Origin of the sequence: Halomonas denitrificans (genome assembly GCF_003056305.1) — a bacterium.
Lineage (GTDB): Bacteria > Pseudomonadota > Gammaproteobacteria > Pseudomonadales > Halomonadaceae > Halomonas > Halomonas denitrificans.
Map to the genome: position 1 here is coordinate 1,307,339 of NZ_PYVX01000001.1, position 14,430 is coordinate 1,321,768.

The window sequence follows — 14,430 nt, forward strand, 5'->3', positions numbered from 1 at the left end:
GCCGGCCCGAGGGCCGGCGTCGTCATGCAGCGCGAGGGGCGTCGGCGGCTCAGATGCCGTAGACGTCCTCCGCCGAGCGCAGCGGATAGTGGGAGGGATAGGGCTTGCGCGCCACCCCGGAGTCCACCGCCGCCTGGGCCACCGCCGCCGGCACCCGCTCCAGCAGGCGGATGTCCACCGGGGTGGGGATGATGTAGTTGGGGCCGAAGGTCATCTCCTCCATCTCGTAGGCCTCCAGCACCGCCTGGGGCACCGGCTCGCGGGCCAGGTCCTTCAGGGCGTGGACGGCGGCGACCTTCATCTCCTCGTTGATGCGGGTGGCGCGCACGTCGAGCGCCCCGCGGAAGATGAACGGGAAGCCCAGCACGTTGTTGACCTGGTTCGGGTAGTCGGAGCGACCGGTGGCCATGATCACGTCCGGACGCACCTCGCGGGCCAGGTCGGGATGGATCTCGGGGTCCGGGTTGGTGCAGGCGAAGACCACCGGGTTGGGCGCCATGCTGCGGATGTGGTCGGCGCTCATCAGGCCGGGGCCGGAGAGGCCGACGAAGACGTCGGCGCCGTCGATGGCGTCGGCCAGGGTGCGCTTGTCCGTCTCCAAGGCGAACATCGCCTTGTACTGGTTGAGGTCCTCGCGGCCGCTGTGGATCACGCCCTTGCGGTCGAGCATCACGATGTTCTCGGGATGCGCGCCGCAGGAGACCAGCAGCTTCATGCAGGCGATGGCGGCTGCCCCGGCGCCCAGGCAGACGATGCGAGCGCTGTCCAGCGACTTGCCGGCGATGTCCAGGGCGTTGAGCATGCCCGCGGCGGTGACGATGGCGGTGCCGTGCTGGTCGTCATGGAAGACCGGGATGCTGCACTGCTCGACCAGCGCCTGCTCGATCTCGAAGCACTCCGGGGCCTTGATGTCCTCGAGGTTGATGCCCCCCCAGGTGTCGGCGATGCGCGCCACGGTGTCGATGAAGGCCTGAGGGCTCTCGGCATTGACCTCGACGTCCACCGAGTTGATGCCGGCGAAGCGCTTGAACAACACGCCCTTGCCTTCCATCACCGGCTTGCTCGCCAGGGGGCCCAGGTTGCCGAGGCCGAGGATGGCACTGCCGTCGGAGATCACCGCGACCAGGTTGCCCTTGCCGGTATAGAGGTAGGCGTTCTCCGGATCGTTGGCGATCTCGCGCACCGGCTCGGCGACCCCGGGGCTGTAGGCCAGGGACAGGTCCCGAGCGCTGGCGGTGGGCTTGGTGAGCTCCACGGAGAGCTTCCCCGGGAAAGGTTTCGCGTGGTAATCCAGCGCCGCCTGCTTCTTCGCGTCCGTCATGCTGAGAGTATCCGGTAGCCGATGATGGGCCAGCCAGTGTATACAAGAATAGCGGAGTGCTCAACTCGACCCACTTCCCCGCCGTTCCCGCCCCGTTTGAAGACGTTTTCGGTCATTTGTCGAAACTTATGGCTGAACGGATCAGCCATAACGTTTTCCTTATCGTCGCGACGGCACGAGCGGCGGGCGCCGCGGCCGAGCACCGGAAACGAAGAAACCCGCCTCGGTGGGCGGGTTTCTCGAGACAGCGATGTGCCGGTCGGCTCAGCGCTTGATGGCGGCACCGAAGCGCTTGTTGAAGCGCTCGACGCGACCACCGGTGGTCGCCTGCTTCTGCTTGCCGGTGTAGAACGGGTGGCACTGGGAGCAGACGTCCAGGGAGAAGTCGTGGCCAGAGGTGGAGCCGACCTCGAAGGTGGCGCCGCAGGAGCAGGTCACGTTGACCGTCTTGTAATCCGGGTGGATACCTTGTTTCATCTTGAGCCTCACGAAGCTGTATGCCGCCACCTGATCTTCTGCCAGGCACCGCATACGGGTTGTCTGTACATGCGAACCGGTTGCCGCCAGGCACCCAGGGTGTCCGCAGCGGCGAAGTATTCTAGCAGAGCCCATGCCGGAGGCCAATTGCCCGATTTCCCCCATTCGCCCGCGCCCCGCGTGCTGGGCGTCGCGGTGCCCTCGCCGCTGCGCCGCCTGTTCGACTACCGGCCCGGCCGCGAGGCGCCCCCCGGCGGCTGGCAGCCGGGGCTGCGCGTGCGGGTCCCGTTCGGGCGGCGCCAGGTCGTCGGCGTGGTGGTGGAGTGCCGCGACGCCAGCGAACTGCCACTGTCGAGCCTCAAGCCGGTGGACGCCTGCCTCGACGAGGCACCGCTGCCGGCCGACTGGCTGTGGCTCTGCCGCTTCACCGCCCGCTACTACCAGCACGCCCTCGGCGACACCCTGCACCAGGCCATGCCGGTGCTGCTGCGCCAGGGGCGTGCCCTGGAGGCCCGCACCCGCGAGCGCTGGGGCGTGACGCAGGCCGGCGCGCAGGCCGATCCGCCGGGCCTCGCCCGGGCGCCCCGCCAGGCCGAGCTGCTCGCCATGCTGCGCCAGCACCCCCACGGTCTGGTCAGCCAGGCGATCCTCGCCCAGTCGTTCAGCCGCGACCAGCTGCGCGCCCTGGCCGACAAGGGCCTGGTCGAGCGCCACGAGGAGCCGCTCTCGGGCGGCGCACCGAGCGACGACGGCCAGCTGCTGGCCGAGCCCGCCCTGCCCCTCAACCGCGAGCAGGCCACGGCGCTGGGCGCCCTGCACGAGCACCTCGACGCCTTCCATCCCTGCCTGCTCCACGGCGTCACCGGCAGCGGCAAGACCGAGGTCTACCTGCAGCTCATCGAGGCCGTCATCGGTCGCCAGCGCCAGGCGCTGGTGCTGGTCCCCGAGATCGGCCTGACCCCCCAGACGCTGGCGCGCTTTCGCAGCCGCTTCCGGGTGCCGGTGGTGGCGCTGCACTCGGGGCTCACCGACCACGAGCGCCTGGACGCCTGGGAGGCGGCCGCCAGCGGCCGGGCGCCGATCGTCATCGGCACCCGCTCGGCGATCTTCACGCCGCTGGCCGCGCCCGGCGTGATCATCGTCGACGAGGAGCACGACGGCTCCTTCAAGCAGCAGGACGGGCTGCGCTACCACGCCCGCGACCTTGCCGTGGCCCGCGCCCACCGCCATCGCATCCCGCTGCTGCTGGGCACGGCCACGCCATCGCTGGAGACCCTGCAGCGCGCCCAGGCCGGCGACTACCGCCACCTGCGCCTGACGCGGCGCGCCAGCCGCCATGCCCCGGCGCGCCTGGAGCTCGTCGACCTGCGCGGCCGTCAGCGCCGGGCCGGGCTCATCCCTCCGGTAATCGAGACCATTGGCGAGACCCTGGCCGCCGGCCATCAGGTGCTGGTCTTCATCAATCGCCGCGGCTTCGCCCCGACGCTGGCCTGCCACGCCTGCGGTTGGCTGGCCGAGTGCGACCACTGCGATGCGCGCATGACCCTGCACCGCCAGCCGCCCCTGCTGGCCTGCCACCACTGCGACCGCCGCCGCGCCCTGCTCGATGCCTGCCCCGACTGCGGCAGCATCGACCTGCGACCGCTGGGCAGCGGCACCGAGCGTACCGAGGAGACCCTGGCGGCGCTCTTCCCCGAGACGCCGGTGCACCGCATCGACCGCGACAGTACCCGGCGCCGCGACGCCCTTGAGCAGGTGCTGACCGAGGTACGCCGCGGCGAGCCCTGCCTGCTGGTGGGCACCCAGATGCTGGCCAAGGGCCACCACCTGCCCCACGTCACCCTGGTGGTGGTGGTCAACGCCGACGCCGGCCTCTACGCCAGCGACTTCCGGGCCCTGGAGCACAGCGCCCAGCTGCTCGAGCAGGTGGCGGGACGCGCCGGGCGCGCCGCGCACCCGGGCCGGGTGCTGGTGCAGACGATGCACACCGACGACCCGCACCTGCGCCTGCTGGCCGATGCCGGCTACGATGCCCTGGCCGCCCAGCTGCTCGAGGAGCGCCGCGCCGCCCAGCTGCCGCCCTTCCGCTTCCTGGCCCTGCTGCGCCTGGAGGCGCCCCACGAGGCGGCGGTGGTCGAGCTCGGGACCCTCGCGGCCGAGGCGCTGCGCGGCTGGCTCGCCGAGCGCGGCCTCGAGGTCGACTGCCTGGGGCCGGTGCCGGCGCCCATGGAGCGGCGTCAGAACCGCTACCACCTGCAGCTGATGCTCTCCGCCGCGCGCCGCAGCCGGCTCCATGAGGCCGGCGCCTGGCTGATCGCCTGGCTGGAGGCCCGCCCCGAGGCGCGACGGGTCCGCTGGTCGCTGGACATCGATCCGCAGACCCTGGCCTGACACCACACCTTTAAAGCCCGGCGCCGATTGCCGATAATGGCGCCCCAGACTCGCCCGGGCGGTCGCACCGCATCGCCCCCGCCACAGGACACCGGACACTTCCATGAAAGAGACCATCATCGCGCTGCTCGAGGGCGCCCTGGACAACCTCCGGCAACAGGGCGTCGTGCCCGCCGAGATCGCCCCCACCATCAAGGTCGATCCGACTCGCGACAAGGCCCACGGCGACTACGCCACCAACCTCGCGCTGATGCTCGCCAAGCCGGCCGGCAAGAAGCCCCGCGAGCTGGCCGAGACCCTGGTCGCCGCGCTGCCGGAGAGCGACGCCGTGCAGAAGGTCGAGATCGCCGGCCCCGGCTTCGTCAACTTCTTCGCCGCCACCGACGCCGCCGCCCAGGTGGTGCGCCAGGTGCTCGAGGCCGGCGACGCCTTCGGCCGCAACCTGGCGGGCCAGGGGCAGAAGGTGCAGGTGGAGTTCGTCTCCGCCAACCCGACCGGGCCGCTGCACGTCGGCCACGGCCGCGGCGCGGCGATCGGCGACTGCATCTGCCGGCTGCTCGAGGCCACCGGCCATGACGTGACCCGCGAGTTCTACTACAACGACGCCGGCGCCCAGATCGCCAACCTGGCGCGCTCGGTGCAGGCCCGGGTGCAGGGCATCGACCCCGGCGACGCCGGCTGGCCCGAGGACGGCTACCGCGGCGGCTACATCATCGACGTCGCCAACGGCTACCTGGCCGGCGAGACCGTGCATGCCGACGACCGCCACGTCACCGGCGCCGGCGACCCGGACGACCTCGAGGCGATCCGCGACTTCGCCGTGGCCTACCTGCGCCGCGAGCAGGATCTGGACCTCAAGGCCTTCGGCGTCGAGTTCGACGTCTACTTCCTGGAGTCCTCGCTCTACGAGCAGGGCAAGGTCGAGGCCGCGGTCGAGCGGCTGATCGAGAAGGGCCACACCTACGAGCAGGACGGCGCCCTGTGGCTGCGCACCACCGAGTTCGGTGACGACAAGGACCGCGTGATGCGCAAGTCCGACGGCCAGTACACCTACTTCCTGCCCGACGTCGCCTACCACCTCGACAAGTGGCAGCGCGGCTTCACCACCGTGATCAACGAGCAGGGCGCCGATCACCACTCCACCGTGACCCGGGTGCGCGCCGGGCTGCAGGCGCTGGAGGCCGGTATCCCGACGGGCTGGCCCGACTACGTGCTGCACCAGATGGTGATGGTCACCCGCTCCGGGGTCGAGGTGAAGCTCTCCAAGCGCGCCGGCAGCTACGTCACGGTGCGCGACCTGATCGACGAGGTGGGTCGCGACGCCACGCGCTTCTTCCTCGCCGCCCGGCGCGCCGACTCGCAGCTGACCTTCGACATCGACCTGGCCCGCTCGCAGTCCAACGACAACCCGGTCTACTACGTGCAGTACGCCCACGCCCGGGTCTGCAGCATGCTGCGCAAGGCCGACGCCGAGGGCCTGGCCTTCGACCACGAGCTCGCCATGGACAAGCTCGCGCTGCTCGACAGCGACCAGGAGAAGGCGGTGCTCAACCGCCTGGCCCGTTACCCCGAGGTGGTCGCCCACGCCGCCGCCTCCCACGAGCCGCAGCAGATCGCCCAGTACCTGCTCGACCTCGCCGCCGACTTCCACACCTGCTACAACGCGGTGAAGGTGATGGTCGACGACGACGCCCTGCGCAATGCCCGCCTGGCGCTGGGCCTGGCCACCCGCCAGGTGCTGCGCAACGGCCTCGACCTGATGGGTGTCGGCGCGCCCGAGGAGATGTAAGCCATGGCCACCCGCAAGCCCCCCGCCAAGAAGCGCGGCGCCACCAGCACCCCGCGCCGCCGTGCCGCCCCGTCCCCGCGTCGCGGCCTGCCGGGGTGGCTGTGGGGGCTCGCCGGCCTGGTGGCCGGCTTCCTGCTGGCCCAGCACCAGCAGGGCGTCGCCCCCTGGCAGGACGACGACTCGCGGCTGGCGAGGGTACTCTCCCAGCCGGAGGGCCGCGAGGCGTCCCCGCAAGAGTCGCGTCCCGAGAAACCCGACGAGCCGCCGATGCCGACCTTCGAGTTCTACACCCTGCTGCCGGAGTCCGAGGTGATCGCCCCGGGCGGCAAGGTGCCGAGCTCCACGGCGACCCCGCCGCCGCGCCCCGCCCCGGCCGAGAGCGCGCCGGAGCGGGCCGAGCCGGCCACCGACGACGACCCCATCGCCCGGGTGATCGCCGCCAACATGGAGGCCGACGAGGCCGCGCGGCCCGCCGCCTCGGACGCGAATGCCCGCTTCATGCTGCAGGCCGCCTCCTTCCGCGAGGCCAGCGACGCCGACCGGCTGGCCGGTCGCCTCAAGGACTTCGGCCTGCTGGCCAAGATCAGCGAGGTCAAGACCGGCGGCGGCGACACCTGGCACCGCGTCCAGGTCGGGCCCTACAGCGATCGGCGCGAGCTCAACCGTGCCCAGGACCTGATGACCACCCAGGGCATCGAGCCGCTGCTGATCCAGCTGCAGAACTGACGCGCCCGCCGCGGGGCGCGACCAAGGTTGAATTCCGCGCGCCCCGCCCGCACTTCCCCCTGAGTTCACCCCGGCGCCTCGCTTCGACCGAGGCGCCGCCAGTCATCGGGAGCTTTTCCCTCCCCCAAGGAGTCCCCTCCATGACCACGATCGTTTCCGTGCGCCGCGGCGACCAAGTGGCGCTGGCCGGTGACGGCCAGGTCTCGCTGGGCAACACCGTGATGAAGGGCAACGCCAGCAAGGTACGTCGCCTCTACCACGGCCAGGTGCTGGCCGGCTTCGCCGGCGGCACCGCCGACGCCTTCACCCTCTTCGAGCGCTTCGAGGCCCAGCTCGAGAAGTACCAGGGCAACCTGGTCAAGGCCGCCGTGGAGCTGGCCAAGGACTGGCGCACCGACCGCGCCCTGCGCCGCCTGGAGGCGCTGCTCGCCGTGGCCAACAAGGACGCCTCGCTGATCATCACCGGCAACGGCGACGTGGTGGAGCCCGAGCGCGGCATCATCGCCATCGGCTCCGGCGGCAATTTCGCACTTTCCGCCGCCCGCGCCCTGCTGGAGAACACCGACCTCTCCGCCCGCGACATCACCGAGAAGTCCCTGGCCATCGCCGGCGACATCTGCGTGTTCACCAACCATAACGTCACGCTGGAAGAGCTCTGATCATGACCCGGATGACCCCCCGCGAGATCGTCCACGCCCTGGACCAGTACATCGTCGGCCAGCAGGACGCCAAGCGTGCCGTGGCCGTGGCCCTGCGCAACCGCTGGCGGCGCATGCAGCTCGACGGCGAGCTGCGCCACGAGGTGACGCCCAAGAACATCCTGATGATCGGCCCCACCGGCGTCGGCAAGACCGAGATCGCCCGCCGCCTGGCCAAGCTGGCCGGCGCGCCCTTCATCAAGGTGGAGGCCACCAAGTTCACCGAGGTGGGCTACGTGGGCCGCGACGTGGAGTCGATCATCCGCGACCTGACCGAGGCCGCCATCAAGCTGGTCCGCGAGCAGGCCAAGGAGGAGGTTGGCCACCGCGCCGAGGACGCCGCCGAGGAGCGCATCCTCGACGCCCTGCTGCCGCCGCCCCGCGGCCAGGAGAACGAGCCGCGCCAGGACAGCTCGACCCGCCAGCTGTTCCGCAAGAAGCTGCGCGAGGGCCAGCTCGACGACAAGGAGATCGACATCGAGGTCACCCCCCAGGGCCCGGGCGTGGACATCACGACCCCGCCGGGCATGGAGGAGATGACCAGCCAGCTGCAGAACCTGTTCGCCGGCATGGGCAAGCAGAAGAGCGAGACCCGCCGGGTCGCGGTGAAGGACGCCCTCGGCCTGCTGCGCGACGAGGAGGCCGGCAAGCTGGTCAACGAGGACGACATCAAGAGCCGCGCCATCGAGGCGGTGGAGCAGAACGGCATCGTCTTCCTCGACGAGATCGACAAGGTCTCCAAGGGCAGCGGCCAGTCCAGCGGCGGCGAGGTCTCCCGCGAGGGCGTGCAGCGCGACCTGCTGCCGCTGATCGAGGGCTCCACGGTCTCCACCAAGTACGGCATGGTCAAGACCGACCACATCCTGTTCATCGCCTCCGGCGCCTTCCACCTGTCGCGCCCGTCGGACCTGATCCCGGAGCTGCAGGGCCGCCTGCCGATCCGCGTCGAGCTCAACGCCCTGACGCCGGACGACTTCCAGCGCATCCTCACCGAGCCCTCCGCGGCGCTGACCAAGCAGTACCAGGCGCTGCTCGCCACCGAGGGGCTCGAGGTCGCCTTCACCGAGGATGGCATCGCGCGCATCGCCGAGATCGCCTGGAAGGTCAACGAGGGCACCGAGAACATCGGCGCGCGCCGCCTGCACACCGTGATGGAGCGCCTGCTCGAGGAGGCCTCCTACCAGGGCGGCGACTTCGGCAGCCCGCTGACGATCGACGCCACCTACGTCGACTCCCAGCTCGGCGAGCTGGCGATGGACGAGGACCTGTCGCGGTATATTCTGTAAGCCCGGCCCCGAGCTGAGGGCCAATGGGTAGCGCGGCGTCGGGAACCGCTCGTAGAGGAGGTCATTGGCCAAGGATGGCAAATGTAGCGCCCAGGGAAGGGTTCACAGCGCCTCCGACACGAGCGGCTCCCGGGACAGCCGCTCACCGCCAACGCTGCTGCGGAGCCTCACCATGACAGCCCCGATTCCCACCAACGTGCACTACCACCGCAAGGAGCGCGAGCTCGAGCTCACCTACGCCGAGGGCGAGTCCTATCGGCTCTCGGTGGAGTACCTGCGCGTCTTCTCGCCCTCCGCCGAGGTGCGCGGCCACGGTCCGGACTCCGCCACCCTGCAGGTGGGCAAGAAGGACGTCGGCCTCAAGAACATCACCCAGGCCGGGCGCTACGCGCTGAAGCTGCACTTCGACGACGGCCACGACAGCGGCCTCTACAGCTGGGACTACTTATACGACCTGATCCGGCGGCGCGAGGCCAACTGGGCCGACTACCTGCGCCGGCTCGAGGAGGCGGGCGCCTCGCGGGAGCCGCTGGGCATCGAGATCAAGCAGCTGTAGGACAGGGGAATGCTTCGCAAGGCGCCGGAGGCGGGCCGGCGCTCCGGTGACGTGGTCGAATCCGTCGCACCCCGGCGCCCCTCTTCTCTCCATCTCGGGAGCCCAGACAATCGGCCTCCGTCAAGACAATCGTCATCGGGGAGGGCTACAATGGCGCCCATCGGCGAGGCCGCCAGGCCCGCCCCCACCGCAGCGATTCGGGAGCCCCACGGCATGAGCGCCAGTGACAAGCACACCACCCACTTCGGCTACCAGGAAGTCCCGGTCGAGGAGAAAGCCTCCCGCGTGGCCCACGTCTTCCACTCGGTGGCGGCTCGCTACGACATCATGAACGACCTGATGTCGCTGGGCATCCACCGCCTGTGGAAGCGCCTGGCCATCGAGCGCTCCGGCGTGCGTCCCGGCCACAGCGTGCTCGACATCGCCGGCGGCACCGGCGACCTCACGGCCAAGTTCTCGCGCATGGTGGGCCCCCGCGGCCGGGTGGTGCTGGCCGACATCAACGAGTCCATGCTGCGTGTCGGCCGCGACAAGCTGCTCGACCATGGCGTCGGTGGCAACGTCGAGTACGTGCAGGCCAACGCCGAGTGCCTGCCCTTCCCCGACAACAGCTTCGACTGCATCACCATCGCCTTCGGCCTGCGCAACGTCACCGACAAGGACGCCGCCCTGCGCTCCATGACCCGGGTGCTCAAGCCGGGCGGGCGCCTGCTGGTGCTGGAGTTCTCCAAGCCGGGCAACCCGCTGTTCTCCAAGGCCTACGACGAGTACTCCTTCCGCCTGCTGCCGAAGATCGGCGAGCTGGTGGCCAGCGACGGCGAGAGCTACCGCTACCTGGCCGAGTCGATCCGCATGCACCCCGACCAGGAGACCCTCAAGGGCATGATGGAGGCCGCCGGGCTCGAGCGGGTGGAGTACACCAACCTCACCGGGGGCATCGTCGCCCTGCATCGCGGCATCAAGCTGTGAGGGCATGATGTCGCTGTCACCCACTCTGCTGCTGGCCGGTCTCGAACGCACCCTCAACGCCCTGCTCGCCCGGGATCCCGCGGCGCCGGCGCGGCTGGCCCGGCTCGCCGGCCAGCGCGTGCTGCTGCGCCTGGAGCGCCCCGAGCTGGCGCTGGCCCTGCACTTCCACCCGGCGGGCATCGACCTGCTGCGCCCCGACCTGACCGACGAGACAGCCTTCGACGAAGCGGCCTTCGACGCGGTGGTCGAGCTCGACGCCGAGACCCTCGGCGAGCTGCTCGGCGGCGCCCCCATCGAGCGGCTGATGTTCCAGGGCAAGCTCGCCGTGCGCGGGCGCACCCACCTGCTCGAGGCAACCCGCGACCTGCTCTTCGACCTGGACCTCGACTGGGAGGGCGAGCTCGCCCGCTGGCTCGGCGACATCCCGGCCCATAGCCTGGCCGAGGGCGTGCGCAGCCTCTCCCAGTGGGGGCTGCGCACCCGCCAGGAACTCTGCGCCGACGTCGGCGAGTACGTCTTCGAGGAGGCGCGGCTGCTGCCGGGACGCCACCAGATCGAGGCGCTGCGCGACCACATGACCGAGCTGGAGATCGCCACCGACCGCCTCGAGGCCCGCCTGGCCCGGCTGCGCCGTCGCCTGGCCGCGGCGGAGGTCCCCTCATGATCCTGCGACTGGCGCGCATCGTCTGGGTGATCACCCGCTACCGCCTGGACACCCTGCTGCCCCTGGCGCGCCTGCCCTGGTGGCTGCGCGGCCTGTTCCTGCTCTCGCCGCTGCGCCTGGTGCCGATCGGCGAGCGCTCCCGGGGCGAGCGCCTGCGCCTCGCCCTGGAGTCGCTGGGCCCGATCTTCGTCAAGTTCGGCCAGATGCTCTCGACCCGCCGCGACCTGCTGCCCGAGGACATCGCCGACGAGCTGCAGCGCCTCCAGGACCAGGTGCCGCCCTTCCCCGGCCACCAGGCCATGGCGCTGGTCGAGGAGGAGCTCGAGATGTCGCTGGAGGAGGCCTTCGCCAGCTTCGAGCCCGAGCCCCTAGCCTCGGCCTCCGTCGCCCAGGTGCATGCCGCGCGGCTGCACGACGGCGAGGCCGTGGTGGTCAAGATCATCCGCCCGGGCATCGACCGGGTGATGCGCCAGGACATGGCGCTGATGTACCGCTTCGCCAGCGTGCTGGCGCGCATCCCCGAGGCGCGCCGGCTGCGTCCCGTAGAGGTGGTCCGCGACTACGAGTCCACGCTGTTCGACGAGCTCGACCTGACCAAGGAGGCCGCCAACACCTCCCAGCTCAAGCGCAACTTCAAGGGTTCGCCGCTACTCTACGTGCCGGCCATCCACTGGGAGCTGACCCGCCGCCGGGTGATGGTCCAGGAGCGGATCTACGGCGTGCCGGTGGCCGACACCGCGGCGCTGATCGCCCAGGGCACCAACCTCAAGAAGCTCGCCGAGCGGGGCGTGGAGATCTTCTTCACCCAGGTGTTCCGCGACAACTTCTTCCACGCCGACATGCACCCGGGCAACATCTTCGTCGCCTACGAACATCCCGAGGATCCCCAGTACGTCGCCATCGACTGCGGCATCGTCGGCAGCCTCACCCGCGAGGACCAGGACTACCTGGCGCGCAACCTGCTGGCCTTCTTCCACCAGGACTACTACGAGGTGGCCGCCCTGCACATCGAGTCCGGCTGGGTGGGCGAGGAGACCCGGGCCAACGAGTTCGCCGCGGCGGTGCGCACGGTGTGCGAGCCGATCCTCGAGAAGCCGCTCAAGGACATCTCCTTCGGCCAGGTGCTGCTGGGGCTCTTCCAGACCGCGCGCCGCTTCAACATGGAGGTGCAGCCCCAGCTGGTGCTGCTGCAGAAGACCCTGCTCAACATCGAGGGACTGGGGCGCCAGCTCTACCCCGATCTCGACCTCTGGGCCACCGCCAAGCCCTTCCTGGAGCGCTGGATGAAGGAGCGCGCCGGCGCCCGCGGCCTGCTGGAGTCTCTCAAGCGCCAGGCGCCCGAGCTCTCCCGCCAGCTGCCGGAGCTGCCGGTGCTCGCCCATCAGGCGCTCTCCCGGGCCGAGCAGGAGCATCGCCAGCGCCGTCGCCAGTCGACCGCCATGGGCGACATCTCCCGCCAGCTGGTGCGCCAGGGCCATCGCCACCGGCGGCTGCGCCTGGGCCTGCTGCTGCTGGTTGCCGCGCTGGCCTGGCAGCCGCTCCACGCATGGGCCGCCGGCCAGCCCTGGCCGGTGCTCGCCGCCGCCGGCCTCGGCGTGCTGCTGCTGGCCTGGAACTGACCTCAAGCAATGGAACCCTGTCCCATGAGCGATATACTGGACCGACTGCACGACGTGCTCGAACAGCGCCGCCAGGCCGATCCCGACAGCTCCTACGTGGCTGCCCTGCATCACAAGGGGCTCAACAAGATCCTCGAGAAGGTCGGCGAGGAGACCACGGAGACGCTGCTGGCGGCCAAGGACGCCGAGCACGGCGATGCGGCGGCGCAACAGGCGTTGATCGCCGAAACGGCCGACTTGTGGTTTCATAGCCTGGTGATGCTCTCGCACCTGGGCCTCGACCACGGCGCGGTCCTGGATGAGCTGGCCCGCCGCTTCGGCGTCTCGGGACACGACGAGAAGGCCGCACGGCAACCCTAGCGTCAACTGGCCCTTCCGGGCCTCCCCGGAGCCCCAACCTGAGGAAGCAACTATGTTAGGTGGTATCAGTATCTGGCAGCTGCTGATCGTTCTCGGCATCATCATCCTGATCTTCGGCACCAAGAAGCTGCGCAACGTCGGCGGCGACCTGGGCGGCGCCGTGAAGGGCTTCAAGAAGGCCATGCACGACGAGGAGAAGGGCGAGAAAGCCGAGGACGAGCAGGCGAACGATCCCCAGGCCCGCGTCAGCCATGACGACGAGGGGATCAATACCTACGACGTCAAGGCCGAGAAGAAGGCCGAGGACTCGGAAGAGCGCAAGTAAGCCGCCATGTTCGATATGGGCTTTCTCGAACTGATGATCATCGGCGTGGTGGGCCTGCTGGTGCTCGGTCCCGAGCGCCTGCCCAAGGCCGCCCGCACCCTGGGGCTGTGGATCGGCAAGATCAAGCGCACGGTCTCGGGCATGCAGAGCGAGATCAGCGCCCAGCTCGAGGCCGAGGAGCTGCGCCAGAAGCTCAACGAGCAGCAGAAGAAGCTCGACGAGGGCGTCCAGCAGGTCAAGCGGGGCGTGGAGAGCATCGCCGAGGATGACGGCGGCACGTCCGCCTCGCCCCCGCGCAGCAAGGCCGCGCCGGCCGAGCAGCGCCTCGACGACGCCCTGGCCCGGGCCCGCCAGGACTCCGAGGGCGATGATCAGCCGCGCAGCGCCGATGCCTCCACCGCCGACAAGGATTCCGCCTCCCGATGAGCAAGACCGGTGATCCCCAGGAACAGAACCAGGCTCCGCTGATCGAGCACCTCATCGAGTTGCGCTCGCGGCTGATGCGAGCGGTGATCGCGATCCTGGTGATCTTCCTCGGGCTCTATGCCTTCGCCAACGACATCTACCTGTTCGTCGCCCAGCCGCTGATGGCGCTGCTGCCGGAAGGCTCGCAGATGATCGCCACCGAGGTCGCCTCGCCCTTCCTGGCGCCCTTCAAGCTGACCCTGGTGGTGGCGGTGTTCGCCGCCGTGCCCTACGTGCTGCACCAGGCCTGGGCCTTCGTGGCGCCGGGGCTCTACGACAACGAGAAGGCGCTGGCCCTGCCGATCCTCGCCTCCAGCATCGCGCTCTTCTACGGCGGTGCGGCCTTCGCCTACTACGTGGTCTTCCCGCTGCTGTTCCAGTTCTTCACCCAGACCGGGCCGGAGAACGTGGCGGTGATGACCGACATCAACCAGTACCTGAACTTCGTCCTCAAGCTGTTCTTCGCCTTCGGCGTGGCCTTCGAGATCCCCATCGCCACCTTCCTGCTGATCCTCTCCGGGGCCACCACGGTGGAGAGCCTGTCGAAGAAGCGCCCCTACGTGGTGCTGGGCTGCTTCGTCATCGGCATGCTGCTGACCCCGCCGGACGTGGTCTCCCAGAGCCTGCTGGCGGTGCCGATGTACCTGCTCTACGAGGTGGGCCTGCTGTTCGGCCGGCTGGTGCGCCGCAAGCGCGACCAGGACGCCGAAGACACGGCGAACGACGACGAGGGCTAAGGGCCCGGGGCGTCGATACGCGCTGCCAAGGCGCGTCCCGCCAGGAT

General features: G+C 70.1%; 15 protein-coding genes. 13 read left to right on the forward strand and 2 right to left on the reverse strand.

Annotated elements, in window-relative coordinates:
* Nucleotides 1-49: 49 nt before the first annotated feature.
* Nucleotides 50-1,321 (reverse strand): malic enzyme-like NAD(P)-binding protein, encoded by a 1,272-nt coding sequence (locus tag C9F13_RS05880; protein WP_108445242.1) that lies wholly within the window; start codon nt 1,319-1,321, stop codon nt 50-52.
* A 264-nt stretch (nt 1,322-1,585) separates the two neighbouring features.
* Nucleotides 1,586-1,798 (reverse strand): 50S ribosomal protein L31, encoded by a 213-nt coding sequence (rpmE, locus tag C9F13_RS05885; RefSeq protein WP_108445243.1) that lies wholly within the window; start codon nt 1,796-1,798, stop codon nt 1,586-1,588.
* 147 nt (nt 1,799-1,945) lie between these two features.
* Between rpmE and C9F13_RS05890 the strand changes: the two genes are divergently transcribed.
* From C9F13_RS05890 to tatC, 13 genes are all read left to right on the forward strand, one after another.
* Nucleotides 1,946-4,189, forward strand: coding sequence for a primosomal protein N' (locus tag C9F13_RS05890; protein ID WP_245888707.1), 2,244 nt, complete (start codon nt 1,946-1,948; stop codon nt 4,187-4,189).
* A 103-nt stretch (nt 4,190-4,292) separates the two neighbouring features.
* A complete protein-coding gene (argS, locus tag C9F13_RS05895; RefSeq protein ID WP_108445244.1) occupies nt 4,293-5,978 on the forward strand; it encodes an arginine--tRNA ligase in 1,686 nt (561 codons plus the stop codon).
* 3 nt (nt 5,979-5,981) lie between these two features.
* The gene (locus tag C9F13_RS05900) at nt 5,982-6,704 is read left to right on the forward strand and encodes an SPOR domain-containing protein (protein ID WP_108445245.1); all 723 of its coding nucleotides are present in this window, start codon (nt 5,982-5,984) and stop codon (nt 6,702-6,704) included.
* A 140-nt stretch (nt 6,705-6,844) separates the two neighbouring features.
* A complete protein-coding gene (gene hslV, locus C9F13_RS05905) occupies nt 6,845-7,363 on the forward strand; it encodes an ATP-dependent protease subunit HslV (protein WP_108445246.1) in 519 nt (172 codons plus the stop codon).
* Between the two features lie 2 nt (nt 7,364-7,365).
* Nucleotides 7,366-8,688 carry an ATP-dependent protease ATPase subunit HslU gene (gene hslU / locus C9F13_RS05910; RefSeq protein WP_108445247.1) on the forward strand — a complete coding sequence of 441 codons (1,323 nt, stop codon included), beginning with the start codon at nt 7,366-7,368 and terminating at the stop codon, nt 8,686-8,688.
* 172 nt (nt 8,689-8,860) lie between these two features.
* On the forward strand, nt 8,861-9,244 hold the full coding sequence (locus tag C9F13_RS05915; protein WP_108445248.1) for a gamma-butyrobetaine hydroxylase family protein: 384 nt from the start codon (nt 8,861-8,863) through the stop codon (nt 9,242-9,244).
* Between the two features lie 213 nt (nt 9,245-9,457).
* Nucleotides 9,458-10,213 (forward strand): bifunctional demethylmenaquinone methyltransferase/2-methoxy-6-polyprenyl-1,4-benzoquinol methylase UbiE, encoded by a 756-nt coding sequence (ubiE, locus tag C9F13_RS05920; RefSeq protein WP_108445364.1) that lies wholly within the window; start codon nt 9,458-9,460, stop codon nt 10,211-10,213.
* A 7-nt stretch (nt 10,214-10,220) separates the two neighbouring features.
* Nucleotides 10,221-10,877, forward strand: a complete 657-nt coding sequence (locus C9F13_RS05925; protein ID WP_108445249.1) for a ubiquinone biosynthesis accessory factor UbiJ — start codon at nt 10,221-10,223, stop codon at nt 10,875-10,877.
* Nucleotides 10,874-12,496: a ubiquinone biosynthesis regulatory protein kinase UbiB gene (gene ubiB, locus C9F13_RS05930; protein WP_108445250.1), complete on the forward strand. Its 1,623-nt coding sequence runs from the start codon at nt 10,874-10,876 to the stop codon at nt 12,494-12,496. The genes C9F13_RS05925 and ubiB overlap by 4 nt, the downstream gene beginning before the upstream one ends.
* Before the next feature lie 24 nt (nt 12,497-12,520).
* Nucleotides 12,521-12,856 carry a phosphoribosyl-ATP diphosphatase gene (locus tag C9F13_RS05935; protein ID WP_108445251.1) on the forward strand — a complete coding sequence of 112 codons (336 nt, stop codon included), beginning with the start codon at nt 12,521-12,523 and terminating at the stop codon, nt 12,854-12,856.
* Between the two features lie 52 nt (nt 12,857-12,908).
* Entirely contained in the window at nt 12,909-13,181 is a 273-nt protein-coding gene (gene tatA / locus C9F13_RS05940; protein ID WP_108445252.1) for a Sec-independent protein translocase subunit TatA, read from the forward strand.
* A gap of 6 nt (nt 13,182-13,187) precedes the next feature.
* Entirely contained in the window at nt 13,188-13,607 is a 420-nt protein-coding gene (gene tatB, locus C9F13_RS05945; RefSeq protein WP_108445253.1) for a Sec-independent protein translocase protein TatB, read from the forward strand.
* Complete coding sequence (gene tatC, locus C9F13_RS05950; RefSeq protein WP_108445254.1) at nt 13,604-14,383, forward strand: twin-arginine translocase subunit TatC; 780 nt, start codon at nt 13,604-13,606, stop codon at nt 14,381-14,383. The genes tatB and tatC overlap by 4 nt, the downstream gene beginning before the upstream one ends.
* Nucleotides 14,384-14,430: the final 47 nt, after the last annotated feature.

Bases quoted from the DNA above. Each gene is read 5' to 3' on its own strand.
- hslV (WP_108445246.1), top strand. From the start codon at position 6,845: ATGACCACGATCGTTTCCGTGCGCCGCGGCGACCAAGTGGCGCTGGCC.
- C9F13_RS05925 (WP_108445249.1), top strand. From the start codon at position 10,221: ATGTCGCTGTCACCCACTCTGCTGCTGGCCGGTCTCGAACGCACCCTC.
- C9F13_RS05915 (WP_108445248.1), top strand. From the start codon at position 8,861: ATGACAGCCCCGATTCCCACCAACGTGCACTACCACCGCAAGGAGCGC.
- rpmE (WP_108445243.1), bottom strand. From the start codon at position 1,798: ATGAAACAAGGTATCCACCCGGATTACAAGACGGTCAACGTGACCTGC.
- tatA (WP_108445252.1), top strand. From the start codon at position 12,909: ATGTTAGGTGGTATCAGTATCTGGCAGCTGCTGATCGTTCTCGGCATC.
- ubiB (WP_108445250.1), top strand. From the start codon at position 10,874: ATGATCCTGCGACTGGCGCGCATCGTCTGGGTGATCACCCGCTACCGC.
- tatC (WP_108445254.1), top strand. From the start codon at position 13,604: ATGAGCAAGACCGGTGATCCCCAGGAACAGAACCAGGCTCCGCTGATC.
- C9F13_RS05900 (WP_108445245.1), top strand. From the start codon at position 5,982: ATGGCCACCCGCAAGCCCCCCGCCAAGAAGCGCGGCGCCACCAGCACC.
- argS (WP_108445244.1), top strand. From the start codon at position 4,293: ATGAAAGAGACCATCATCGCGCTGCTCGAGGGCGCCCTGGACAACCTC.
- C9F13_RS05880 (WP_108445242.1), bottom strand. From the start codon at position 1,321: ATGACGGACGCGAAGAAGCAGGCGGCGCTGGATTACCACGCGAAACCT.
- tatB (WP_108445253.1), top strand. From the start codon at position 13,188: ATGTTCGATATGGGCTTTCTCGAACTGATGATCATCGGCGTGGTGGGC.
- ubiE (WP_108445364.1), top strand. From the start codon at position 9,458: ATGAGCGCCAGTGACAAGCACACCACCCACTTCGGCTACCAGGAAGTC.
- hslU (WP_108445247.1), top strand. From the start codon at position 7,366: ATGACCCGGATGACCCCCCGCGAGATCGTCCACGCCCTGGACCAGTAC.
- C9F13_RS05935 (WP_108445251.1), top strand. From the start codon at position 12,521: ATGAGCGATATACTGGACCGACTGCACGACGTGCTCGAACAGCGCCGC.